This window comes from Pseudonocardia sp. (genome assembly GCF_029263155.1).
GTDB lineage: Bacteria > Actinomycetota > Actinomycetes > Mycobacteriales > Pseudonocardiaceae > Pseudonocardia.
The window spans coordinates 59,773-81,490 of sequence record NZ_JAJCYB010000063.1 but is presented as its reverse complement, the minus strand read 5'-3'; the positions used below and the strand labels follow the sequence as shown (position 1 = coordinate 81,490).

Here is a 21,718-nt window from a genome sequence, read left to right as displayed (position 1 = left end):
GCTGCGCAACCTCGCCATCAGCCGCCACCGACTCGCCGGCGCCACCAACATCGCCGAAGCCTGCCGCGACACCAGCCGCCACCCGCTGCGAGCCGTTGACCTGCTCACATAACTGCAACATCAACTATGCCGGGGCCCTGGGTACCGAAGCGGGCTGCTGCTGCCCGGGGAGACGGTGGAGCTGAGAGGGCGGGGGCTGGTCGTCGCGTCGCGGAGGGTGGGGGAGGTCGTCGCAGTCGAGCGCGCGGGTATCCGCTTGCGCCAGACGCTCCGCGACTTCACCGGCGACCCATGCACGTTGGAGGTGGCGCGGGTGCAGCGGACGGACGGCCGCTGGGTCCCGGCGCTCGACTTCCGCGACACCCGGGAGCAGACGGTGGTCGTGTTCTGGCGCAACGTCGCGGCGGTGGAGGTGCTCGATGCCGTCGAGCGCGCCGCGTGACGCGGACGTCCTGGACCGCATCCGCCGCTGGCTCGGGCCGCCTCCACCCCCGCCTCCGCCGCGCGACCCGCGACTGCCGCCGTTCTGAGGGATCGCACTTCAGCTCGCAGTTACCAGCGCATGAGCGAGCCGTCGTGAGCGGCTACCGAGAGCGCTCGACGCTGGGCGCGGCTACGGCGCTCCACGTACCGGTGACGTACCGGTGCGGCGGCCCCCGACGGGGTGTCACGGCGTATCGGGCGGTGCGGGTCGGTGACCTGCGAATCTAGCCGCTACCGGCGTCTACCAGGGGCGATGTGCCCTTCGGGTAGGGTTCTACCTGCTTCGGGGCGGTAGCTCAGCTGGTCAGAGCAGCGGACTCATAACCCGTCAGGTCGTGGGTTCGAACCCCACCCGCCCCACCACCTCTACCAGCACAAACAGGGTTCGAGGTCTTGGCTCTTCCGGCCGCATGACACGAAATGTGACACCAAAGCGCGATACGCTGGTGTCATGGCTCCTTCCCGCGCGGGCCGCCGCCGGACCCGCGGCGCGATCGACGTGCTGCCGAGTGGCGGACTACGAGTCCGCGTGTACGCCGGCGTGGATGCGGTCACCGGGCGCCGGCGGAACCTCGTCGAGCTGATCCCGCCCGGGCCGAAGGCGGCGCGGCAGGCCGAGGCGGCGCGCACCCGACTCCTGAAGCAGGTCGACGAACAGCGCCAGCCGCGGACGAACGCGACGGTGAACCAGCTGCTCGACCAGCACTTCGAGCTGAGCACCTGGGAGCGCAGCACACGCGAGACCTACGCCGGCTACGCCACCAAGCACATCCGGCCGCTGCTCGGGACCGTCCAGGTAGGCGCCCTCAATGCGCGCACGTTCGACTCTTTCCACGCCGAGCTGCGCCGCTGCCGCGACCACTGCGGCCGCACCCGCTACGTCGACCATCGGACGCCGTACGAGCACAAGTGCGACGAGCGTTGCCGGACGCACACGTGCAAGCCGCTCGGCGCGGCGACGATCCGCCAGATCCACTTCATCCTCAGCGGCGCGTTGAAACGCGCGGTCCGGTGGGGCTGGATCTCGTCGAACCCGATCGTCTTCGCCGAGACCCCGCCGGCCCCGAAGGCCAAGCCGCGGCCGCCATCGCCCGAGGAGGCCGCGCGGATCCTCACCGAGGCGTGGGCCGATCCGGAGTGGGGCACGCTGGTCTGGCTCGCGATCGTGACCGGCGTACGGCGAGGCGAGCTGTGCGCGCTCCGCTGGGTTGACGTCGACCTGTCAACAGGCGTGATCTCCGTGTCGCGCAGCATCGGCCAGCGCAACCGGGACACGTGGGAGAAGGACACCAAGGACCACCAGCACCGCCGCATCGCCGTCGACGAGGAGACGGTCGGCATCCTCGCCGAGCACCGCAGGCGCCTGGAGGAGCGGTGCGCCGCGCTCGGCGAGCCAGTACCCGCCGGCGCCTACGTGTTCTCGCTCGCGCCGGACAACTCGACCTACATGCGGCCGAATTCGGTGAGCGAGCGCTACAGCGATCTGGCCGACCGGCTCGGCATCGCGACGTCGCTGCACAAGCTCCGGCACTACTCGGCGACGGAGCTGATCGCAGCCGGCGTGGACATTCGCACCGTCGCGGGCCGGCTGGGGCACGGCGGGGGAGGTACGACCACGCTGCGGGTCTATGCGGCGTGGGTTTCTGAGTCGGACCAGCGGGCAGCCGGGAATCTCGGGGCGAGGATGCCAGCGCGACCGTCAGAACCGTCCGCGCGCCGGCGAAGTGCTGATCGGGCCCCCTTCCCCTACGAAGTCGTCGCTGCCGCGCTCGGAGCGCAGATCGAGGCCGGCGAGCTGACTGACGGCGAGTTCCTGCCTGGGATCAAGACGCTCGCCGTGATGCACGGCGTCGCTGTGGGGACGGCCCATCGAGCCGTCAACCTCCTTCTTGAGTCCGGTCAGGTCGAGGTGGTCGCCGGACGAGGCACTCGCGTCGGCAAGGCACATCCGGGAGCCGACTGACTAGGTTGCTGCACCGACGGCTGCTGTCGGTGCAGCGGACATGGGCGCGACGGTGTCGCGACGGCCACTGGCCACTGGCTGCGGTGTTCAGACTTTCGTTCCTTGTTCAAGGCGCCGCCTGGCGGCGGCGCACGGCGCTGTGTCGATGCAGCCGCAAGCGCTCGCGCGGGGCGTGCGGCCTCCGGCCGGTCCCCGCGCGGCGCGCGGCTGCGAGAAGCCGCAATCACGCGACGTTTGAGGCGCCGAGTCCGCTACCGTACGACCGTGTCAGATAGCCTTAAGGATCCACAAGGAACACCGCCCGTGCCCGTTGGCTGGCTGGGCAAAGTGAAGATTGAGGGATCCGACGAACCAAAGAACGTTGTCCTGGAAGAACGCGAGGGCAATCGGGTATTCGTCCGGGAAGCCGACCCAGCGGACGGCGAACCGCCTCGAATCCCTCTGTTCGAGGGCGACCAGATCGTGATGATGATGCCCCTTGCGGCCGTCAGTCTCAGCCTGGATGCACCGCCGAAATGAGTCTGTAAGGGTGGGTCGGAACGCACGAATGCCCCTCTGAGCTGGGAGAATGTGGCTTACCACGGTCACATCGATCCCACACAGAAGGGCATCCGCTGGATGCGACTATCCCACGCCCGTTCCGCGATCAGCGTGCGGTTCGATGATCCCAACCTCGTGTCGTGTGTCGGCCTGGTGCCGATCATGGCGTTGGCCGCCCGGTGTGGCCTCACGACGCTGCTGACCTCCGGGCTCACCCTGGCCGGGGCGGGCACCGCGAACGCCGCCGCGAAGATCACCGCCCTGATCGGCGGGATGGTCGCGGGTGCGGACTCGATCACCGACATGGACCTGCTGCGCCACGGCGGCATGGGCCGGGTGTTCGACGACGTCCGGGCCCCGTCGACGTTGGGCACGTTCCTGCGCCGGTTCACCTTCGGTCACGTCCGCCAACTCGACTCCGTCGCCGCCCGGCTCCTCGCCCGGTTGGCGGCGGCGACGCCGCTGCTGCCCGGCGCCGAGCAGATCGTGTTCGTCGACATCGATGACACCGTGCGCCAGACCTACGGCTACGCCAAGCAGGGCGCCGGGCGCGGCTACACCGGCGTCAAAGGACTCAACGCGCTGCTCGCGGTGCTCTCCACCCCGACCTGCGCGCCGGTGATCGCGGCGACCCGGCTGCGCAAGGGATCCACCAACTCCGCCCGCGGCGCCGCGAAGCTGCTCGCCGACGCGCTGGCCACCGCCCGACGCGCCGGCGCCGGCACGGCGCGGCACGCGATGACGCTGGTGCGCGCGGACTCGGCCTACTACGGCTACGACATCATCAACACCTGCCGCCGGGCCGGGGCCCGGTTCTCGGTCACCGCCCGACTCACCAAGACCGTGACCCGGGCCATCACCCGCATCGACGAGACCGCGTGGACCGCGATCCGCTACCCGAACGCCATCTGGGACGACGACGAGCAGCGCTGGGTCTCCGACGCCGAGGTCGCCGAGGTGGTGTTCACCGCGTTCACCGGCCGCCGCCGACGCGAGCACGTCACCGCCCGGCTGATCGTGCGCCGCGTGCGGCGGCTCAACCCCCGCACCGTCGCGGCCGGACAGACCGAAGCGTTCGCGGTCTACCGCTACCACGCGGTGTTCACCGACAGCGGTGAGCCGATGCTGACCGCGGAGGCCACCCACCGCGACCACGCCATCATCGAGCAGGTCATCGCCGAGCTCAAGAACGGCCCACTCGCGCACCTGCCCTCGGGTTCGTTCGCCGCGAACAGCGCCTGGCTGGTCTGCGCCGCGATCTCCCACAACCTCACCCGCGCCGCCGGCGTCCTGGCCGGCGGACGACACGCCCGAGAACGCACCGCGACCCTGCGCACCCGACTGATCGCCACCCCGGCCCGGGTCGCGCACTCCGCGCACCGCCAGGTCCTCCACCTACCGCGCGACTGGCCCTGGGAACCGGGCCTGGACGAACTGTTCCGCCGCGCCCTGCACGACCCACTCCCCGCCGCCTCCTGACCACCGCCCCCCACCGGGGCCCGACCGGAGAACCAGCAGTGGAAGAGCCGGACAGACCGGCAGCTCAACCACGACCTTCTCCCACCAACCCACCCAGAAGATCAACCAGCGCGTAACGCGAACTGCGGCGGTGGATCCAGGCTCAACACTACTGCGGAGGTCGGTCGAATTGACGACTTGGTTATCTGGTTCAGAATCGTTCCAGTGCGCCGTGAAGGTACTACGGTCTTCGGTCGCACATTGCGGCACGGCGAGTCAGACGACGGCCGACGAGTTCACCTGAGGCCCGGTGATGACTTCTCTATCGAGCCGGGCGGTCTCGAGATCGAGCTGGACGCAATCGATGAGCGAGAGGCCACCGCGTTCGCTGACGGCGAGTACGTACCGATCACTCCCGTCCTTTGGATATGGATGTCGATAGGTGCCGGTGGCGCCGATGATAAGGTCCGGTACCTCTTGGCAGCCGCTCGTCGGCTAGACGCAGCGAATGTCCTCCTGGGCGATGTCGAGCGACGCAGGCAGGTGCTTGCAGGGGACGGCCTCGCGGGTCCTGCCATTCGCCGGGAGCTTTTCGGTCTGATATCCGCCGTCGAGCTCGCCGTGGTTGCCCTGGGGCGGGTTTGCGACATGATCGAGAAGGCGTCCAGCATGCTGCATTCGACAGTTTCTGTGCCGCCGACCGTGATTGCGAAGCAGGCGGCAGTCAATAGCATCAGAAATGCGTACGAGCACATCGAAGATCGGGCTCTAGGCACTGTCTTTGGGAAGCCTCACCCAGATGCGTTGACCATCTTCAATCACGTCGACCTTTTGCAGCATGACCGAATCAGTTACGGATCGGCCTCTCTTGATCTAAAGGCGGATATGCCTGCCTTGATCAGTGAAGCGCGGCAGTTTCTAAAGGACGTAGCTGCCGAGGTATAGGGGACGGTGGCGTCCTCGCCGGACGGGCAGGTCTCGGAGATGGTGGGGAAGCAGAGCGGGCGGCGGTGGGGTGATGGGTGCGGGGTACGCGCCATCTCCTCAACCTCCCGTTGGGCTACCGCACGACGTCCCCGGGTGCACGCCTGACAGGATCGCCGGCGGATCGGCAGTAGGGTGCACCCGGGGCGGTCGGGCGTTGCCAGGTTGAGGAGATGGCGCTCCGGCCCCGCGCTGGTTGATTGAGCGGGTCGCCCGGCACGTGGTGGCTATCGGCCCCCGTTCAACCCCCCGCAATTGGTTGGCAGAGGTCCACAGTTGACCGGCTCCTCGTGATTCGCCGGTTTCCGGCACAGCACGGCCCGCACCGGAATACCATTCTTCTGAAATGGTTGGTCGGGCTTATCCGCCCGGACGGTCAGGCCGCGCTACCCGGCCCCGGCCTCGTCGTGCCCATCCGGGCAAGCTCCAGCTCGACGGTCGCGTCGGCGAGCGCGTCCCACAGACGCACCAGTTCGTTGTAGTCGGCGAACAGAGTCAGCTCGCCACCGACGACCCGCGGTCGCCGTATCAACAGGTGGCGAACTCGCTGCGGGCCGCGATCCTGACCCGGCGGTTCGAGCCGGGGGAGAAGCTGCCGTCCGGGCCGGAGCTGGCGAAGCACTACGGCGTGGCCCGCATGACGGTGCAGCAGGCGATCCGGCTGCTGCGCGACGAGAGCCTCGTCGTCTCGCGGTAGGGGAGCGGGGTCTACGTCCGTGAGCGCACCGAGCGCCCGGTCGGGTTGCGACTGCACCTCGAGCGCGCGTTCGAGGCATCGAAGGTGTCGGTGGACTTCGCCGGCTTCTCCGGCGAGACGCTGAACAACGCGATCTCCGAGCCCTGGACAAGGTCCGCGCCGGCCGGCTGCGGCCCGAGTCGATCCAGGTCCGCATCCTCGTGCCCAACCCGGCCGTGCCGTGGAGCCTGCCCGCCACCGTCGAGGGCCTCGCCGACAGCCCCGCCTTCCGCGAGCGCGCCACGGGGATCATGCGCCGGCACACCGAGGCGATCGTCGAGGCGACCAACGAACTCGGCGAACTCGGCCTGGTCGAGAACGTGCAGGCCGAGATCCGCGTCGCGCCGGCCGTGCCGCTGTTCAAGCTCTATCTGATCAACGGCACCGACGCGTTCTTCGGCTTATACCCAGTGCAGGAGCACACCGTGAAGCTCGACGGCGAACAGGTGCCGATGTGGGACCTGATGGGCAAGGACACCGTGCTGTTCCACCACGCCGGCGACGCCGACCCCGACTCCATGGCCTCGCAGTACGTCGCGCAGTGCCGGCTGTGGTTCGAAAGCCATTGGACGACGGTCGCCCGCGAGCCACACCGATGACAATCGCCGAGCTGCTCGCGACACGGCGGCACATCCTGCTCGACTTCGACGGGCCGGTCTGCGCAGTGAGCCTTTGCCAACCTCGTCAGCAAGTGTGGCGGTTGTGCGGCGTGTCGGCTCCGTGCATGGGTGAAGCTCCTGGTAGACGGGCGATTGCCTAGATCAACTCGCCTGGCCAGGAGCTTCGTCGTGATGTCTTACCCCTCCGGGATGACCGTGTCCACCCGTGCGCTGATCATGCTCACCGATCTGTTGCGCGCCCACCGCACCAGCAAGGGCACCCGCTGGCGGCGACTGGACCCAGGCCGCCAAGCCCTGCTCGTGGTCGCCCACCTGCGCAAAGGCGAGACCTACGCCGACCTGGCCTGCGGTTTCGGCGTCGGGACCTCCACGGTGTACCGCTACCTGCGCGAGGCCCTCGCGCTACTCGCCGCGATGGCGCCCACCCTCGCCCAGGCCATCGAGATCGCCCGCCGCAAGGCCCACGTGATCCTCGACGGCACCCTGCTGCGGATCGACCGCGTCGGCATGACCGGCGGACGGGACCGGCCCTACTACTCGGGCAAGCACAAGTGCCACGGCCTGAACGTGCAGGTCATCGCCGACCCCGCCGGTCGGCTGGTGTGGATCTCCCCGCCGCTGCCCGGAGCCCGTCACGACATGGGCGCCGCCCGCGAGCACGGCATCATCGACGCGCTCAACCACGCCGAGATCCAGACCCTGGCCGACACCGCCTACCAGGGCGGCGGCCCGTTGGTCCGGGTCCCGCAGCGCCGCCGCCGCATCGATCCCGACACCGGCCGCCGCCGACGCTTGTCGGCCACACAGAAGGCGGTCAACACCGCCCACGCCCGCCGACGCGGCCCGGGCGAACGGGCCAACGCCGAGCTGAAGAACTGGAAGATCCTCCGCAAGATCCGCGCCAGCCCGACCCGCGCCGGCACCCTCGTTGCCGCAGTTCAGACCCTCATGATCGCCAACTCATGATCGGGTTGGCAAAGGCTCAGTGTTTGGGGGAGTGGGGGCCAGGACTGTCACGCGGGCGTTCGCGGCAGCCCTCCAAGATCACGGCGTCGTCCTGCCGCCCGATCTGGCGGAATCCGACGACCCGTTCGCGGTCATCCGCCACGTCGCGGCCGCCGCGCCCAGCCTCGTCGACGTCACCGAGCAGCGGTTCCGAGAACTCGAAGTCGAGGCGGTCGCCACCGCGCCGAAGACACCAGGCCTCACCGAAGCCCTGGCCGGACTCACGACGACCGGGCACACCGTCACGATCGTCAGCAACAACTCCGAGGCAGCAATCCGTACCTTCCTCGACGCCCACGCCCTGACCGTGCATGACATCGTCGCCCGAAACGATCCGGACCCGAGCCTGCTCAAGCCGTCGCCGCACTTCGTGAGGGACGCCCTCGGCCGGCTCGATGCCGAGCCCGCGCAATGCGCCCTCGTTGGAGACTCCGTCACCGACGTCATCGCCGCCCACGCAGTCGGCGTACTCGCCATCGGCTACGCCAACAAGCAGGGGAAACACGGACGCCTCGTTGCGGGTGGAGCTGATGCCGTCATCGACCACCTCACCGGATCCACCGCTGTCAAGGCCCCGGCGTCACGTCACCGAGTCGTGCGAACCGGCCGGAGCGCCCGTAACGGGTCGATCGTGAGGAGCGACGCCAACAGGGAGAGATCCACGACCTTGGAGGGTTCATGCGGCCTGCTGCGCTCGTCCCCGCTGTCGTCGCCGCTCTCGGTCTCGTGGCAGGGTGCGCTTCGGAACCGGCGCCGCCCGAGCCGTTCAACGTCCCACCGGCTGTTGACACCGCCCCTGGCGTTGGCGGTACTCCATCACCTGCTCCGATCACCCTCTCTCCTGAGCAGGAGGAGCTGTACGGTCCGCGCGTCGAGCTGCCCGGCGGCCTGTTGCTCAAGCAGCTCGGCAAGGTCGCGCAGTGGGGCGGACCCGACGATGGCGACCCGAACACGTGGGGCATCCGCCTGGTGCTCGACAAGGTCGAGGTTGACCCTGGTTGCGACGGCGACGAGTTCTTCACGCCCTCGCCCGGGCGCGACCACAGGCTCGTGCTGTCGGTCCGCATCGAGACGAGCCGGGACTACGACCCGTTCCGAGACGGCGGCTCACCGAAGTACTACGAGTGGTCCACCATCGGGGCTGACGGCGTGTCCGAGGCGCCGCCCTCCTCGATGCAGGAGTGCCGGCACGGGGCCGAAATCCCATACGACCTGCGGCCGAGCGCGAAGTACCGCGGCGAGGTGAACATCGAAACCGCGAACCCGACCGGCCAGCTCGTCCTACTAGACATGTTCGCCTGGGACTACCCGGCTTGACGCTCGATGCCTGGGGCCCACTGCGCCGCGCGCCGCGCCGCCACCGTGTTCAGACTTTTCATTCCTGATCAAGGCGGCGCCTGCGGCGCCGCGGATCATGCGGGCCTCCGGCCGGTCTCCGCGGCGCAGTCGCCTCAATCGGGACAATCGTCGTCCGATTGCCGCAGCCACTCAAGATTCTCGGAGGACGGTTCGTAATCATCATTGAACCCTCGGCCAAATGATGCGTAGATGCGCGCCGCATCTGTTAGCTCTTTTAGATCGGCGATACCAAACGCATTGTCGACGTGCAAGTTGTGAAACCCCAGAGAGAGCTCTCTATCTGGCAGATCATCGAGTGACCAGGCCTTGCCGGTAGGGGCGCGACGAGCGACCAGGTCGCCGCTGAAGGACGCCTCGTCCAAATGCTCAAGGGCGTTGCGAAGTTCTCGATATCTCGCAGGTTCAGCGGTCTTGTCGTTCAGCTTGCGCCACAGTTGGAGCCACCGCTCCATCTGGTAGTTGCCCATGACAAGGCGATAGCCTCGGATCCAAACTTCCTCAAGGGCGACTTCTAGGTCGCCCTCGTCCGGCGACCAGTCTTCGCCATGATCGATCGCACGATCAGTCCATGCAGCACGCATCGCCGCTTGGTAGTAGCTATGGGCATCTTTCTGGACGGCACGCGCCCACATCCCGAGCATGCGCTCCGCAGTTACAAGCTGTGCAGCTCGGTGGTCGTCGCGACTCTCTTGCGGCGGAGTCTTCTCCATTTTCGGTTCTTCGGACGAGCGTGGTCGAACCAGCTTTCCGCGACCGTCCGGTGTGATCGGCAACGAGTTCGACTTTGGCTCCCAATAGGGAGGAGGACGCCAGCCGTCGCTCGGCGGTTCGTCGTCCGCAGTCGGCGGCCAGGACGCCGGTGGGATATATCGCATTGGCGAATGGTACGGCCGCAAGCAACCGGGTACCCGCAGTCAACGTCAACAGCGGTGCCCTCGCCGGGCGGGCAGGTCTCCGGGATGGCCGGGTGTGGCATCCCGTCGACCTCCCCGAGGGGCTACCACACGACGTCCCGGGGGCAGAGCTGCACGACGTCGGCCGGCGGTTGCGTCGAGGGCTGCCCCCGGGCCGCCGCGCGGTCGGGCGTTGCCAGGTCGACGGGATGCCACACGAGACCCAGCGTGGTTGGGCGGAGCAAACCCGGAGCACGCGGCTCGGGAGCACCCGTCACGTCCCGAGACGCGCTAGCACGAACGCCCAGCTCAGAGGGCACGCGACGATACGGCCCGTCAGTACCCGGGACTCTGCGTCCGCCTTGACACGGAAGTGCGCATGACCTCGCCGGGTGGGCTGGCCTCGAAGAACATCGACGGACGAGTGACCGACGGGCAGTTCAGCGGTGGGCACTACGGCGGGCGCGTCGAGCGGGTCAGCAAGCGTGGCGGCGGCAGGCCCGGCGGACCAGCGCGCGCGGCACGGTGCTGCGATGGCTGCGCCATGCACAGACCCTGAGTCGCAGAGCCGAGGAACGAACGGCCGGGCCGGAGTCATCGGAAGGGCACCACCCGGCCGAGTACGCCTCCGCACGGGGCGACACAGACCGGCACGCCAACCAGCAGGAACACCCCGGCCAGCCACTGGTCGGGCCGGAGCATCCGCTCTGACACGGAAGTGCTCGTTCGGCGTGCATTGGTCGCTGAAGGTCGGCGTTGCGAGTAGCCTGCCCGACGACCAACTGATCATCTTCGAGGGGCGGCATAGTGGCAGGAAAATTCGAGGTCTACGAAGACCGCGCTGGCAAGTTTCGTTTTCGTTTGAAGGCCAGCAACGGGCAGGTCGTTGCGACCGGCGAGGCGTACGAGACGAAAGCCGCCGCCAAGAAGGGTTGTGAGTCCGTTCAGCGCGCTGCTGACGGAGCCGAGGTCGTCGAGACGGACTCGTAGGTTCAGGCCCACCCTGCCTGGTCGACGGGTCCGGCACCGGAAACATCACCGAGCTGTCTCGCGAGCGTGGACGCTACCGGTCCGTCCGCTTCACCGGCGACATCTACGAGTCGCGCCGCGAGGGATCGGTCGTTTCCAACGCGCAGGCGCAGCCTGTCGGCCGTGGCGCGACCGGCCTTGCGCTGACGTCCATCGTCACGAACGCGTTGCGCTGACGCGGCCCGGTGGACAGCGTGCCGCCAGTAGCGTGAGAGGCATGCGGCCTGCGCAGGAGGACCGGCTCGCCGGCCTTTTTACTGCGAGTGCGACGCGCTCGATCCTGACGGCGGCGTGCCGCGACGTCGGCCTGGACGGCACGGATGCAGTACTCCTTCGGCACGGTGAGAACGCCGTCTACCGCCTCGTCCACCACCCGGTCGTCGCCCGCATCGCGCGGCACGCCGACGTCCCGCGCAGGGAGGTCGTCGTCGCCGCGTGGCTTGCAGATTGCGGCTTCTCGGCTGTCCGGCTGTATGACGGTCCCGAACAGCTGCTGGTGATCGACGGCCGCGTCGTCACGTGGTGGGATCTGATCGTCGAGTCGCCGGAGGGACCGACCTTCGCGGACCTCGCGTCCGTCTTGCGGCGACTCCACGACCTTCCTCCGCCGACCGCCGTGTCGTTGCCGACCTTCGACCCGATGCCGCGAGTCCTCGGGCGACTGACTGCCGCAGGCGCGAGCGTGACCGAGTCCGACCGGGATTTCCTCGCCGGCCGGCAGGCTGAGCTGCGAGATGCCTACAAGTCGCTGTCCTTCGAGCTGGAGCCCGGGCCGATCCACGGTGACGCCCACCTCGGGAACCTCATGCGACGCAAGGACGGGACCGTTGTGCTGATCGATCTCGAAGCGTTCGCGTGGGGCCCGCGCGAGTGGGACGCGTCCGTCTTCGCCGCGGCGTACGCGGTGTTCGGGTGGATGGGGGAGGCCGAGTATCGGCGGTGCGTCGATCGCTACGGGTGGGATCCGCTGACCTGGAGTGGGTTCCCGACCATGCGTGCCATCCGCGAGCTCAACATGACGTCGTGGCTGATGCAGCGGGCCGGCGAGTCGGCCGTCGTCGACGACGAGATCGCGCGCCGGCTCGCCGACCTACGCAACGACGAGCTTCCCCGCCGCTGGCGGCAGCTCTAGCTTCGGCAACCGTTCCGTGACGTACAGGTCGAACTCGCGCAGCGCGGAGGCATCGCCGAACGAGTCGAGCCGGCCGCGGAACTCGTCGAGGTACGTCAACACTCGTTGCGATCGCAGCTGCTCTGCCGTGTCGACGACCCCGCGCGCGACGTGCAGGCCCTCATCCAGCTCTCCACGTTGAATGTGGGCGGTGGCGAGCACCGTCCGGCAGAACGAGAGGCTCCGGACGTAGACGGTCTCCGAGGTGTCGATCGACCGTTGCGCGTGCTCCGCAGCGAGCTGCGGCCGGCCGAGGTCGCGGAAGCAGTGCGCGAACTCGGCGTGCAGCTCCGCGCGGTCGAAGAAGCGCACCCACTCCGGATCGTTGTCCGGGTTGCCGCTGAGCAGCGCCTGCTCCGCCGTTACGAGTGCCGCGGTGCAACCAATCTCGTCACCGGCTGCTGCCAGCGCCCGAGCTTCCATCGCGTGGAACAGAGCCAACGCCGTCGGGGTGGCCTGTCCACGGGCGCCGGCGTGCGCCGCACGAGCCAGCTCGACGGCCCGCTGCGACTGTCCGAGGAAGTTGGCCTGGTGGCTCATCCCGGCGAGGATGCGGCCACCGAGCGCGCGGTCACCCGCGGCCTGGGCGAGGTTGAGTGCGACGGTGAGCAGCCGTTGCGCGCTCCCGTGGCTGCCGATGTCGTACGCCGTCCAGCCGGCCAGGCGCGCGAGTGCGGCGACGGCGGTGAGGAAGTCGCGGCCGACCGCCGAGCACGGCGACGCGCGCCGCGCCAGCGGCAGGGCCTCCGTGGCGAGGCACTGCCCGACGAGCATGCGCGAGTGGCCGCCGCCGTACTGGTAGTCCCACGCCGCGAGCATTCGCGTCGCGCTGCGGATCACCTCGACATCGGTCGCGGCGACGCTTCCGCCTGACGTCCCGCCCTGCGCGCGTGACTCCGGCTCCAGCATCCAGCGCACGACCACGGCCTGCCACGCCTCCGGCGTGACGCCGAGGTTGCCCGGCGCCAGCGGGTCCGTCAGAAGCTCGGACGTCAGCTGCCCGAGCGCCGCCGTGCTGTCGTCGGGGGTGCGGAGCGCGTCGAGATCGAGCCGGGTCGCGACGGCCACCACCGTCGCTGCTTCCGCGGCGGTCACCGGCGCAAGGAGCTCGTCGAGCCCGTGCCCGTAAAGGTGCCGCATCACGCGGCGCGTGCTGGGTGTCGCGTGGGTGGCGGTGCGCTGGCCGGCGGCGAGCCGCTGCAGGTGGCGAACGCTCATGGTCGCCGGTTCCTTCAGCTCGCGGGCGAGCTTCTCGAATGCTTTCGCTTGCTCCTCGTAGGTCGCTTCGCGTTCCTTGATCAGCTTTTCCAGAAGCGTGCGCGGCGCTCGGGCGGATGCGTGACGGTCGTCCTGCATGTGCCCTCCTCGCCGATCGCTTGCTCGGAATCCGCAGCGTACGCAGGCCCACTGACAGAACTGGGCCGATTGCAGAAGTTGGTGCACACCCCCGACGTTGCCGATCGGTGATCAGCGGGCACGGAGAGGTCCGGCTCAGGTCGCTTCGCGGTCGTGGTCCGGTCGTCCTGGTCGCCGTGACCTTTGGTCCATGACTTCAGCAGACATCAACTCGGCGCCCCAACCGGCTACGCCGATCCGCAGCACTCCCACACGACGCACGCTCGGCCAGCTCCTTCCGGAGCGTCCGGCATATGCCCGGCGCTTCTACAGCGTCGCCGAGGTCGCGGAGATTTCCGGCATCTCCTCCGTGACGCTCTACCGCGCGATCAACGCCGGCGAGTTCCCGGCGGTGCGGGTCCGCGGCCGTGTCATCGTCCCTGCCCGCGTGCTCGACGCGCTGATCGAGGGCGCCGTCGATGCGGGGAGCGTCGTCGACGCCGCGTCGTTCGTCGTCACTCGCCGAGAGGACGGCGAGTCATGAGCGTCGGCGTCCTGATCTTCTTCGCCGTCGTCGGTTCGGTGATCTGCGCGAAGGCGCGGGTGCCTGGTGGCGCGGTCGCGTTCGCGCTGATCGGGCTGGTGCTGTTCATCGGCACGCCGGCCGGCGCTGGTCTGCCCGGACTGGTGTCGGACTTCCTGTCGTCCATCAGCGAGGCGTCACAGCCCCTGACCGACGGTGAGGCGGAGGGATGACCGCCCGCGTGCGTGTCCGGCGTCGCTTGACGCGGCGGAGTCAACGCCTGCCGCTTCGGCGGGCTCCGGTGCAACGAACGCGGAGGTCAAGCGTGGGTAGGCCCGGCGACGGGTTCTTGGCGGGACACAGCCGCCGGGCCGATCTCTCGGAGTCCAGGACCGGACAGGAGAGGTCCCGATGGTAGGGCAGCGGGACGTCCTGATCACTGCCCGCGACCGCACGGACACGGCGGCGCGGTTGCGCGAGGTCGAGCCGATGGTGCGGGCGATCTGCCGCGGCCGGCTGGGCGAGGTCGACGGCGATGACGCCGCACAGCGCGCGCTGCTCGGCATCTGGCGGGCGCTGGAGAGCGACCGCGAGATCGAGTCCGTCTGGGGCTACGCGGCGGCGACGGCCCGGTACGAGGTGCTCAACAGCTACCAGGACTTCGCGCGCCGACCGACGCCGACGGACGTCACGGAAGCGACGTGGGTGGCGGCCAACGAGCCGGGCCCGGCCGAGCAGGTCGAGCGGCGGGACGAGACCGCGCACGCCCGGGAGCGGGTCGAGGCGCTGCTGGCGCAGCTGTCGCCGCGCCAGGCCGAGGTGATGCGGGCGAGCGTGCTGGCCGACCGCGGCACCGCGGATGCGGCCGTCGAGCTGGGGATCACCCCCACGGGCGTGCGGGCGGCGCAGGTCCGGGCGATGGCGCAGATGCGCGAGCTGTGTGGGGTGCGGTCGCCCAACCCACAGGCGTTGAACCTGACGTCGGCGGAGCGTGGGAAGCGCGCGTGGGAGGCGGAGAAGGCCCGGCGCGCGGACCGGGATGCTGCCGCTGTTCCCGCCGACGCAGATAGCGATGACGATCCGTTGGCCCACGCGCGGGCCGCGGTCGACGCGCTTCACGAGCGCCACGGTTCGGCGGCGCCGGTGGTCGACGATGTCGCGCCCGATCCGATGGACCGGGCTCGCGCGGCTGTTGACGCCCTGCACGAGGCCATCGGCGACGGGCTCGCGGAGGTCGACCGGCCGCGTGACGTCGTCGAGGACGGCGCGGACTCGATCGTCGCCGATGAGGTCGACGCGAACGAGCGCACCGCGGACACGGCGGGTGCGGCATGAGGCCCGGCATCGCCCGGTGGCATGCGTGCGCGACCGCGAGCCTCGCCGACCACGCCGGGCCGCCATCTGGTGATGCGGGCTCGACCGGCCCACCACTTCTCACGATCAGGGAGCGGCAATGACGATCATGGACGAGCGGGCGGTGTGCACGGCGGAGGGTCGGTGGCGGGACCGGGCCGCGTGTAGGGGTGGAGATCCCGAGCGGTTCTTTCCTGCTGCCACCGCCGGCCCGGAGTACGAGGCGCAGGTGGCGGTGGCGCTGGCGGTGTGCGCCGGGTGCCCGGTTCGGCCCGAGTGCCTGACGTGGGCGCTCGCTCTCCCGTACGGACTGGCCGGCGGGATGACGGAGGAGCAGCGCCGGGACGAGCGAGCTCGTCGTCACGGGCGCCGCCGAACGTGCCGGGCTCCGGAGCGCCCGGCGGGCGGGACCGCGGGCGAGGTCGCCGCCGCCGGACGGGCCGCGATCCGCGCGGGGGCAACGCCCAGGGCGGTGGCGCGGGAGTTCGGGGTGAGCGAGCGCACCGCCGCCCGGTGGGCCGCCCAGGTCCGCTCCACACGCACGAGCACGGGCGCGCAGCGGAGCGGCGCCGAGCGCCGGGCTCCCCTCGCCATGTCAGGGACCCAATCAGTGGAAGGACACGAGGGCAGATGAGTAGGACGAACAGCGGTTTCGAGAACAACGACCGGCACGAGCAGACCGACGGGTCACCGGCGGTGCGCCGGGCCGAGGCGGGTACGGCAGCCTGGCGGGCCGCTCTGGAGGCCCACCAGAACGCCGGGACCGTGGACCACCAGGACATCTACGGGCTGACGCGCGAGTTGGTCGCGACGTTGGGGCCGATCTCGTCACTGATGCGGTTGGTCAGCACGCAGGTTGCCGGCTACGCCGACAGCCTGCCGGACGGGCAGGCCGTTTACGACGACGAGCGCGCCGTCGACCCGCGCGAGCTTCTGGCGCAGGCCGCCGAGGTGCTGGACCTCCTCAGCTCCAAGACCTGCGCCGTGACGCTGGAGCTGAACACCTTCTGGTCGCTGATCGGGCGGATCGGCGTCGAGACCGCCCGCGCCGCGCCGGACAGCGAGGCGTCGCGGTGAACGCGCGCAACGGCTCCAGGGCCGCGCGGATGCGGGTGGCCGGCGGAACAACGGCCGGTGGCGTGGTGGCCGGACTGCACTGCTGGATCGACGGGCACGACGCGCACGTTCAGGCCGCGGTATGGCTGCTGCTCGCGCACGAGGTGTGGCCGCGCCGCGGGGACTTCCTCCGCGCCTGCGTCAACCGCAGCCCGGACGGCGAGTGGTGGATCGACTTCCCCGCCGCGCGTACCGCCTACGAGCACGGCGAGTTCGACGCGGCGTCCTCGACCGAACTCGCGGTCCTGGACCTGGCGATCGCGCTCGGGACGGATCGGTTCCGGTTCCGGGCGATGGGTCCGGGCAACGCCCGTGCGATCGCCACCGCGGTCGCCCACGCGGTCGGAGCCGACCGATGACCGGCGGCTGGAACCCGGAGTCCTGGGACACCGCGCCGTGGGAGCCCGACCGGTGGGCAGACGCCTCCGGAACGACCGAGGCCGGTCACAGCCGGCCGCGCGGTTCGACTGGGCCGGTGGTGGTCCTGGCCGCGGGCGGCGGCGCGGTCGCGGCAACCGCGCTGGGGCTGCTCGTGCTGCTACTCGGCGGGGTCGTCGTCGCCGTGGCCGTGGGCGCGCTGGTGCTGCTCGGCGCGTGCGCCCTGGGCTCGGCGTACCTGCGGGGTGCGCGATGACTCTCCGCCCACCCGTTGATCCCGACCGCGCCGGCGGTCCCACTTGCTTGCTGGACCGGACAGGAGGTCCGTCGTGAATGTGTTCCTGCTACTCGTCGTCGCGGTCGTTGCCGCCGTGCTGTTCTGGCGGCGCGGTGCGTATCCGGCCGCGATCGGGTGCGGCGCGTTCGCAGCACTGGCCGCGTGGACACTGCTGCGTCAGCTCCCGTGGTGGGCCTACGTGATCGCCGTCGTGCTGGCGGTCGGGCTGGGATGGCATCACCTGTCCCGCTCGGCGGCACTGATCACCCGGTGGACCGGGCGCACCCGGCGCAGCTCCGGAACGGCGTCGTCGGCGGCGATCGCCCGCCGCGCGTCGGGGCGCGCGCTGCGCGCCAAGGTGCGCAAGGTCCGCCCCGCGCTGACCGGTCTCGGCCGGTGGGCGCTGATGCGGGTCCCCGTCGTCGAGTACGGGATCGAGCTGTGCCGCACCGGGGTGCAGACGGTGTGGTGCTCGATCGAGGACGTCACGCTCGTGTTCGGCGGGCCGCGCACCGGCAAGACCGGGTGGCTGGCGGGGCGGATCATCGACGCCCCCGGCGCGGTCCTGGTCACCTCGACGCGCACGGACCTGCTCGCGCTGTGCGGGCCGCTGCGAGCGAAGAAGGGCCCGGTGTGGGTGTTCAACGCCGTCGGACTGGGCGGGATCCCGTCGACGGTGACCTTCGACCCGCTGACCGGCTGCACCGATCCGGAGACGGCGGTCGAGCGCGCCACGGACATGATCGGCGCGGTCTCCCACGGCGGGGGTGGGGACCGGGAGTTCTGGGACGCCCAGGCTCGCCGCGCCCTGGCGATGCTGCTGCACGCCGCCGCGCTGGGTGGCTATCGGATGGGGCGGGTCCTCACGTGGGTCGGTGAGCCGGATGTGGCGCGTCGTGAGGTGTCCGCGGCGTTGCAGCGTTCCCCGATGGAGGCCTTCGCCCAGGACGCCGCCCAGTTCTTGGGCACGAACTCGAAGACCCAGACCTCGATCACCACGACGATGACGCTGGCGCTGGGCTGGCTCAACAACCGGGCTGCCGTCGAGGCCGCGGCGCCCGGGCACGGGTTCGACGTCGAGCAGCTCCTGCGGGAGCGGGCGACGGTGTTCCTGCTCGGAGCCGAGGAAGCCCAGGTGGCGCCGTTGATGTGCGCGCTCACCGGGCACATCGCCCGGCAGGCCCGCCAGATCGCCGTGAAGCGTCCAGGCGGGCGGCTCGACCCCCCGCTCGGCCTGTACCTCGACGAGGCGTTCCTGATCTGCCCGGTCCCGCTCGAATCCTGGACGGCGGACATGGGCGGCCGGAACGTCACGATCATCGCGGTCTTCCAGTCTCGGCAGCAGATGATCGACCGCTACGGATCCGCGAAGACCGGACAGATCATGACCAACGCCGCCGCGAAGGTCATCTTCGGCGGCACCGGCGACCGGGACGACCTGACCTTCTGGTCCACCCTCAGCGGCGACCGCGACGAGCCGATCTGGACCACCGACCCGCACGGCCGCGGCCGCTCGCGGACCGTGCGCAGCGTGCCGGTGATGGCCCCGGCACAGATCGCGAACCTGCCCGAGGGCCGGGTGCTGGTCTTCCGCCGCGGGATCAACCCGGTGCTCGGGCGCGCCCGGATGGCGTGGCACCGCCGGGACGTCCGTGCGCTCGCATTCGCTGTTGCGCACCCGGAGCTGGCCGCCCGGCTCGCTCGCTGGGCCGCCACCGGACGCCGATGGTGGGCGTGGGCAACCCGCCCGGTTCGTGTCTGCGCCGCAACGTGCCGGCGGTGGACAAGGTCCACGGGCGCCCGTGCCGGGGCTGCGATCGCTCGATGGGCGCGCGCCCTGCACGCCCGTGGTCGCCGCCTGTTCGCCGGGATCTGGCCGGACACCCGGGGCGTGCTCGTCGACCTGGACCCGCCCACCGTCGAGATCCCGGTGCCCGTCGCGGCCTGGCCCGCGCACACCAACGGTGATGCCCACTGGCAGCGACCCGGCCCCGGAGCCGACACCGGGACCGTTCGGCCGGACGCGCCGACCGACCCCCGTCGTCACCAACCCGGCCCCGCGACCGAGAGCCCGGCCAGCCGTACCGACCTCCCGTTCGGGCAGGCGTGGTGGAACCCGTGAACCGGCCCGACCGATCCCGCACGCACACCCGGCCGCGCCGCGTGGCCGTCACACCTGGAGGTGCCCGATGAACCCGCCCTATGACCGTCCCACGATCGCCGAGGTCGCGGCGCTGACCCGCCGGCTACGCGAGCTGTCCGCGCAAGGCCGCGCCGCCGACCCGGCCGAGCGGGCCGCGTTCCTCGCCGAGAAGGACGCGCTGCTCGCCCGGATCGTCGACGCCGACTCGTCCCTCGACCGGGAGCTGCACCGCCACGGAGCCCAGCTCAACCGGACCGATGGCCCCGACGACGTCGCGTTCGACGCTGACGACTCGCAGTGGTGGCACCCGGGCGGGTCCGCACGGCTGGACCTGCCCCATCCGGACGTGCTCCCGCCCCAGGCGCAGCCGGCCCACGTGGTGGACCCGGCCGAACTGGCCGCGCGCGCTGCTGCGCTGCGCGATCAGATCGGCGTCGACGACGCCGACCCGCGGACGGTGTGGGAGTGCGAGCGACCGGTCGGTCCGGTGCCGTGGTGCACGGTCGTCGACGGCTCGGAGCTGGAGGCTCGGCGTGATCAGCTCGCCCGCTGGCACGACGATGCTCCCGCCGTGGAGCAGGACACCGAGTCGCGCGGCTTCATGGACCCGCCGTACGGCGACTCGGGGTGGTCCCGATGAACCGCCCGGCCGAACCCGCCGGCACCGAGGACGACGGCGCGGAGGTCGCCCGCTCGGTGGCCGGACTCGCCCGCGAGGTCGAGGCACTGCGCCGTGCGGTCGACCCGTTGCTGCCGGTCGGGGACCGGGTCGACGAGTTGGCCGGCTTGCTCGCGCAGGTCACCGACGTCGTCGCGATGCTGTCGGCCCGTCCGGCCGCAGCTCCGGCTCCGTCGTGGCTGATGCTGCCCGACGACGAGCTCGGCGCGCGGCGGCTGCTCGGCGAGCTGACCGCGTGGCTGCACGCGATCTTCCTGCGCTACCCCGACGGCGCGATGGCCCTACCGGAGTGCTGGCTCTACCACCCGGACGTCGTCGAGGAACTCGTGTGGCTGATGCACGCCTGGTGCGCCGCGTACCAGGGCCCGGCCGCGGCGGTGGCGCTGGCCGGGGACTGGCACGAACGGTCCCGGCCCGGGGTCGTGCGACGCATCCGCGGCAGTGCCGGCTCGTGCTCGATCGAGCGGCACCAGACCCGGCCCGGCTGGGACCAGGCCCCGACCGGCGCCGTCGCCGTGCCGGGGCTCGACACGGTGGAGCGGATGGCGCACTGGTGGACGACCGCCCGTGACGACCCCGCACCCGAGCCGGCCGCCCCGCCGACCCGGAACGGGGTACCGATTCGATGACCGACTCTCTGTCGCGCGCTGCGCGCTGGGGGATCTGGCTGCCCGGCCTCGCCGTCGCGGTGGGCGCAGCGGTCGCGACCGCGCACGGCCTCTACGAGGTCGCCCACGCCGCCCGCGTCCCCGCCGGGATCGCCTGGCTCTACCCGCTGATCACCGACGGGCTCGCCCTGGTCGCCTACGCCGCCACCGCCCGGCTCACCGGCTCCGGGGCTCGCTATGCGTGGGCGGTGGTGGTGCTCGCGGCGGGCCTGTCCGGGCTGGCGCAGGCCGCGTTCCTTGCGTCGGGATCGGCGGTCGACGCATCGCCGCTGCTGCGGTTCGGCGTCGGCGCGTGGCCCGCCGTCGCCGCCGCGATCGTGGCGCACCTGCTCTACCTGCTCGCCACCGACAGCCCACCGGCAGACGAGCGGGCCGAGCCGTCCGACGTCCAATCGCCGCTGTACAACCCGGGCGATGTACAGCCGTTGAACGGCACTCCGGTTGCCGGTCCAGGTGTACAGCGTCCGGCCGCCGTCCAGCCTGCCGCCGACACTCCGACTCTCGCGGCCCGGCCGGTTGAACAGCGCGCCGCTCGGCCAGGGCCGTCCCCGGCCCGCGATCGAGCGTCGGCGGCCGCGACGCGGCACGCCCAGCGCCACGGCGCGCTCCCGACCGTCACCGATCTTGCCGCACTCGCCGAGGTCTCCCGGGGAACCGCAGCCGCCGTCCTGCGAGCCCTCCGAGCGCAGCCGACACCCCTACATCTGATCCACACCACCCAGCCCGACGACGCCGACAGACCCGACGCGAGGACCCAGCCATGACTACGACGACCCGAACCACCTACGCCAGCAACCCGAGCGAGCCGACCACCAGAACGAGACGACGGACGGCCGAGCACTACTCCAGACGGACGAACAAGAACAACGAGCACGAGCGACAAGCCACAAGATCAGAGCGACCACACCTTTGCATCGTGATCAACTGGTGCGGGTCGGCCTCCGGCCGACCGGAACCGGCGCTCCGCGCGGTTGATCTTGCAGGTGCCTCGCTCATGATCGTTTC

Annotated in this window: 24 protein-coding genes, 1 tRNA gene and 2 pseudogenes; 24 read left to right on the top strand and 3 right to left on the bottom strand. The window is 70.6% G+C overall.

Annotated elements, in window-relative coordinates; genetic code table 11:
- The first annotated feature begins 256 nt into the window (after nucleotides 1-256).
- The 6 genes from Q1K26_RS12625 (at nucleotide 257) to Q1K26_RS12600 (ending at nucleotide 5,389) form a co-directional block, all read left to right on the top strand.
- On the top strand, nucleotides 257-442 hold the full coding sequence (locus Q1K26_RS12625; RefSeq protein ID WP_300011000.1) for a hypothetical protein: 186 nt from the start codon (nucleotides 257-259) through the stop codon (nucleotides 440-442).
- Nucleotides 443-768: 326 nt separating this feature from the next.
- Nucleotides 769-846, top strand: a tRNA-Ile gene (locus Q1K26_RS12620).
- Between the two features lie 88 nt (nucleotides 847-934).
- On the top strand, nucleotides 935-2,446 hold the full coding sequence (locus Q1K26_RS12615) for a tyrosine-type recombinase/integrase (RefSeq protein ID WP_300010997.1): 1,512 nt from the start codon (nucleotides 935-937) through the stop codon (nucleotides 2,444-2,446).
- Nucleotides 2,447-2,710: 264 nt separating this feature from the next.
- Nucleotides 2,711-2,965 carry a hypothetical protein gene (locus Q1K26_RS12610; protein ID WP_300010994.1) on the top strand — a complete coding sequence of 85 codons (255 nt, stop codon included), beginning with the start codon at nucleotides 2,711-2,713 and terminating at the stop codon, nucleotides 2,963-2,965.
- A 99-nt stretch (nucleotides 2,966-3,064) separates the two neighbouring features.
- Nucleotides 3,065-4,465 carry an IS1380 family transposase gene (locus tag Q1K26_RS12605; RefSeq protein WP_300011005.1) on the top strand — a complete coding sequence of 467 codons (1,401 nt, stop codon included), beginning with the start codon at nucleotides 3,065-3,067 and terminating at the stop codon, nucleotides 4,463-4,465.
- Between the two features lie 177 nt (nucleotides 4,466-4,642).
- Complete coding sequence (locus tag Q1K26_RS12600; protein WP_300010992.1) at nucleotides 4,643-5,389, top strand: hypothetical protein; 747 nt, start codon at nucleotides 4,643-4,645, stop codon at nucleotides 5,387-5,389.
- A gap of 415 nt (nucleotides 5,390-5,804) precedes the next feature.
- Here the strand turns inward: Q1K26_RS12600 and Q1K26_RS12595 are convergent, their stop codons facing one another.
- Nucleotides 5,805-5,960: a hypothetical protein gene (locus tag Q1K26_RS12595; RefSeq protein WP_300010989.1), complete on the bottom strand. Its 156-nt coding sequence runs from the start codon at nucleotides 5,958-5,960 to the stop codon at nucleotides 5,805-5,807.
- A 3-nt stretch (nucleotides 5,961-5,963) separates the two neighbouring features.
- Between Q1K26_RS12595 and Q1K26_RS28760 the strand changes: the two genes are divergently transcribed.
- From Q1K26_RS28760 to Q1K26_RS12575, 5 genes and pseudogenes are all read left to right on the top strand, one after another.
- Nucleotides 5,964-6,125, top strand: a complete 162-nt coding sequence (locus tag Q1K26_RS28760) for a winged helix-turn-helix domain-containing protein (RefSeq protein WP_363320475.1) — start codon at nucleotides 5,964-5,966, stop codon at nucleotides 6,123-6,125.
- 200 nt (nucleotides 6,126-6,325) lie between these two features.
- Complete coding sequence (locus tag Q1K26_RS28755; RefSeq protein WP_363320474.1) at nucleotides 6,326-6,763, top strand: hypothetical protein; 438 nt, start codon at nucleotides 6,326-6,328, stop codon at nucleotides 6,761-6,763.
- A gap of 189 nt (nucleotides 6,764-6,952) precedes the next feature.
- Nucleotides 6,953-7,750 (top strand): transposase family protein, encoded by a 798-nt coding sequence (locus tag Q1K26_RS12585; RefSeq protein ID WP_300010987.1) that lies wholly within the window; start codon nucleotides 6,953-6,955, stop codon nucleotides 7,748-7,750.
- 19 nt (nucleotides 7,751-7,769) lie between these two features.
- A pseudogene (locus tag Q1K26_RS28750) lies at nucleotides 7,770-8,282 on the top strand (HAD-IIIA family hydrolase); the annotation flags it as partial.
- 185 nt (nucleotides 8,283-8,467) lie between these two features.
- Nucleotides 8,468-9,106, top strand: a complete 639-nt coding sequence (locus Q1K26_RS12575) for a hypothetical protein (RefSeq protein WP_300010981.1) — start codon at nucleotides 8,468-8,470, stop codon at nucleotides 9,104-9,106.
- Between the two features lie 134 nt (nucleotides 9,107-9,240).
- On the opposite strand, the gene Q1K26_RS12570 is transcribed toward Q1K26_RS12575, so the two are convergent.
- On the bottom strand, nucleotides 9,241-9,858 hold the full coding sequence (locus tag Q1K26_RS12570; protein WP_300010978.1) for a hypothetical protein: 618 nt from the start codon (nucleotides 9,856-9,858) through the stop codon (nucleotides 9,241-9,243).
- Between the two features lie 990 nt (nucleotides 9,859-10,848).
- Between Q1K26_RS12570 and Q1K26_RS12565 the strand changes: the two genes are divergently transcribed.
- Nucleotides 10,849-11,031, top strand: coding sequence for a DUF1508 domain-containing protein (locus Q1K26_RS12565; RefSeq protein ID WP_300010975.1), 183 nt, complete (start codon nucleotides 10,849-10,851; stop codon nucleotides 11,029-11,031).
- 256 nt (nucleotides 11,032-11,287) lie between these two features.
- On the top strand, nucleotides 11,288-12,202 hold the full coding sequence (locus Q1K26_RS12560) for an aminoglycoside phosphotransferase family protein (RefSeq protein WP_300010972.1): 915 nt from the start codon (nucleotides 11,288-11,290) through the stop codon (nucleotides 12,200-12,202).
- On the opposite strand, the gene Q1K26_RS12555 is transcribed toward Q1K26_RS12560, so the two are convergent.
- Nucleotides 12,161-13,597: a hypothetical protein gene (locus Q1K26_RS12555; protein ID WP_300010969.1), complete on the bottom strand. Its 1,437-nt coding sequence runs from the start codon at nucleotides 13,595-13,597 to the stop codon at nucleotides 12,161-12,163. The genes Q1K26_RS12560 and Q1K26_RS12555 overlap by 42 nt on opposite strands.
- A gap of 190 nt (nucleotides 13,598-13,787) precedes the next feature.
- Here Q1K26_RS12555 and Q1K26_RS12550 point away from each other — a divergent pair, with 190 nt between their 5' ends.
- The 11 genes and pseudogenes from Q1K26_RS12550 to Q1K26_RS12500 all read left to right on the top strand — a co-directional run bounded on the left by Q1K26_RS12550 (nucleotide 13,788) and on the right by Q1K26_RS12500 (nucleotide 21,477).
- Nucleotides 13,788-14,120 (top strand): helix-turn-helix domain-containing protein, encoded by a 333-nt coding sequence (locus Q1K26_RS12550; protein WP_300010966.1) that lies wholly within the window; start codon nucleotides 13,788-13,790, stop codon nucleotides 14,118-14,120.
- Entirely contained in the window at nucleotides 14,117-14,332 is a 216-nt protein-coding gene (locus tag Q1K26_RS12545) for a hypothetical protein (RefSeq protein ID WP_300010963.1), read from the top strand. The genes Q1K26_RS12550 and Q1K26_RS12545 overlap by 4 nt, the downstream gene beginning before the upstream one ends.
- Nucleotides 14,333-14,510: 178 nt before the next feature.
- A complete protein-coding gene (locus Q1K26_RS12540) occupies nucleotides 14,511-15,434 on the top strand; it encodes a sigma-70 family RNA polymerase sigma factor (RefSeq protein WP_300010960.1) in 924 nt (307 codons plus the stop codon).
- A 127-nt stretch (nucleotides 15,435-15,561) separates the two neighbouring features.
- Nucleotides 15,562-15,813: pseudogene (locus Q1K26_RS12535) on the top strand (WhiB family transcriptional regulator); the annotation flags it as partial.
- A gap of 269 nt (nucleotides 15,814-16,082) precedes the next feature.
- Nucleotides 16,083-16,529: a hypothetical protein gene (locus Q1K26_RS12530; protein WP_300010957.1), complete on the top strand. Its 447-nt coding sequence runs from the start codon at nucleotides 16,083-16,085 to the stop codon at nucleotides 16,527-16,529.
- A complete protein-coding gene (locus tag Q1K26_RS12525; RefSeq protein WP_300010954.1) occupies nucleotides 16,526-16,927 on the top strand; it encodes a hypothetical protein in 402 nt (133 codons plus the stop codon). Before Q1K26_RS12530 ends, Q1K26_RS12525 begins: the two co-directional genes overlap by 4 nt.
- A complete protein-coding gene (locus tag Q1K26_RS12520; RefSeq protein WP_300010952.1) occupies nucleotides 16,924-17,202 on the top strand; it encodes a hypothetical protein in 279 nt (92 codons plus the stop codon). The genes Q1K26_RS12525 and Q1K26_RS12520 overlap by 4 nt, the downstream gene beginning before the upstream one ends.
- A gap of 73 nt (nucleotides 17,203-17,275) precedes the next feature.
- Nucleotides 17,276-19,345, top strand: coding sequence for a TraM recognition domain-containing protein (locus tag Q1K26_RS12515; RefSeq protein WP_300010949.1), 2,070 nt, complete (start codon nucleotides 17,276-17,278; stop codon nucleotides 19,343-19,345).
- Between the two features lie 67 nt (nucleotides 19,346-19,412).
- Nucleotides 19,413-20,006, top strand: coding sequence for a hypothetical protein (locus tag Q1K26_RS12510; RefSeq protein ID WP_300010946.1), 594 nt, complete (start codon nucleotides 19,413-19,415; stop codon nucleotides 20,004-20,006).
- Entirely contained in the window at nucleotides 20,003-20,674 is a 672-nt protein-coding gene (locus Q1K26_RS12505) for a hypothetical protein (protein ID WP_300010944.1), read from the top strand. The genes Q1K26_RS12510 and Q1K26_RS12505 overlap by 4 nt, the downstream gene beginning before the upstream one ends.
- On the top strand, nucleotides 20,671-21,477 hold the full coding sequence (locus tag Q1K26_RS12500) for a hypothetical protein (protein WP_300010941.1): 807 nt from the start codon (nucleotides 20,671-20,673) through the stop codon (nucleotides 21,475-21,477). Before Q1K26_RS12505 ends, Q1K26_RS12500 begins: the two co-directional genes overlap by 4 nt.
- Nucleotides 21,478-21,718: the final 241 nt, after the last annotated feature.

Bases quoted from the DNA above. Each gene is read 5' to 3' on its own strand.
- Q1K26_RS12575 (WP_300010981.1), top strand. From the start codon at position 8,468: ATGCGGCCTGCTGCGCTCGTCCCCGCTGTCGTCGCCGCTCTCGGTCTC.
- Q1K26_RS12520 (WP_300010952.1), top strand. From the start codon at position 16,924: ATGACCGGCGGCTGGAACCCGGAGTCCTGGGACACCGCGCCGTGGGAG.
- Q1K26_RS12510 (WP_300010946.1), top strand. From the start codon at position 19,413: ATGAACCCGCCCTATGACCGTCCCACGATCGCCGAGGTCGCGGCGCTG.
- Q1K26_RS12560 (WP_300010972.1), top strand. From the start codon at position 11,288: ATGCGGCCTGCGCAGGAGGACCGGCTCGCCGGCCTTTTTACTGCGAGT.
- Q1K26_RS12570 (WP_300010978.1), bottom strand. From the start codon at position 9,858: ATGGAGAAGACTCCGCCGCAAGAGAGTCGCGACGACCACCGAGCTGCA.
- Q1K26_RS12540 (WP_300010960.1), top strand. From the start codon at position 14,511: ATGGTAGGGCAGCGGGACGTCCTGATCACTGCCCGCGACCGCACGGAC.
- Q1K26_RS12550 (WP_300010966.1), top strand. From the start codon at position 13,788: ATGACTTCAGCAGACATCAACTCGGCGCCCCAACCGGCTACGCCGATC.
- Q1K26_RS12615 (WP_300010997.1), top strand. From the start codon at position 935: ATGGCTCCTTCCCGCGCGGGCCGCCGCCGGACCCGCGGCGCGATCGAC.
- Q1K26_RS12555 (WP_300010969.1), bottom strand. From the start codon at position 13,597: ATGCAGGACGACCGTCACGCATCCGCCCGAGCGCCGCGCACGCTTCTG.
- Q1K26_RS12605 (WP_300011005.1), top strand. From the start codon at position 3,065: ATGCGACTATCCCACGCCCGTTCCGCGATCAGCGTGCGGTTCGATGAT.
- Q1K26_RS12545 (WP_300010963.1), top strand. From the start codon at position 14,117: ATGAGCGTCGGCGTCCTGATCTTCTTCGCCGTCGTCGGTTCGGTGATC.
- Q1K26_RS12500 (WP_300010941.1), top strand. From the start codon at position 20,671: ATGACCGACTCTCTGTCGCGCGCTGCGCGCTGGGGGATCTGGCTGCCC.
- Q1K26_RS12530 (WP_300010957.1), top strand. From the start codon at position 16,083: ATGAGTAGGACGAACAGCGGTTTCGAGAACAACGACCGGCACGAGCAG.
- Q1K26_RS12505 (WP_300010944.1), top strand. From the start codon at position 20,003: ATGAACCGCCCGGCCGAACCCGCCGGCACCGAGGACGACGGCGCGGAG.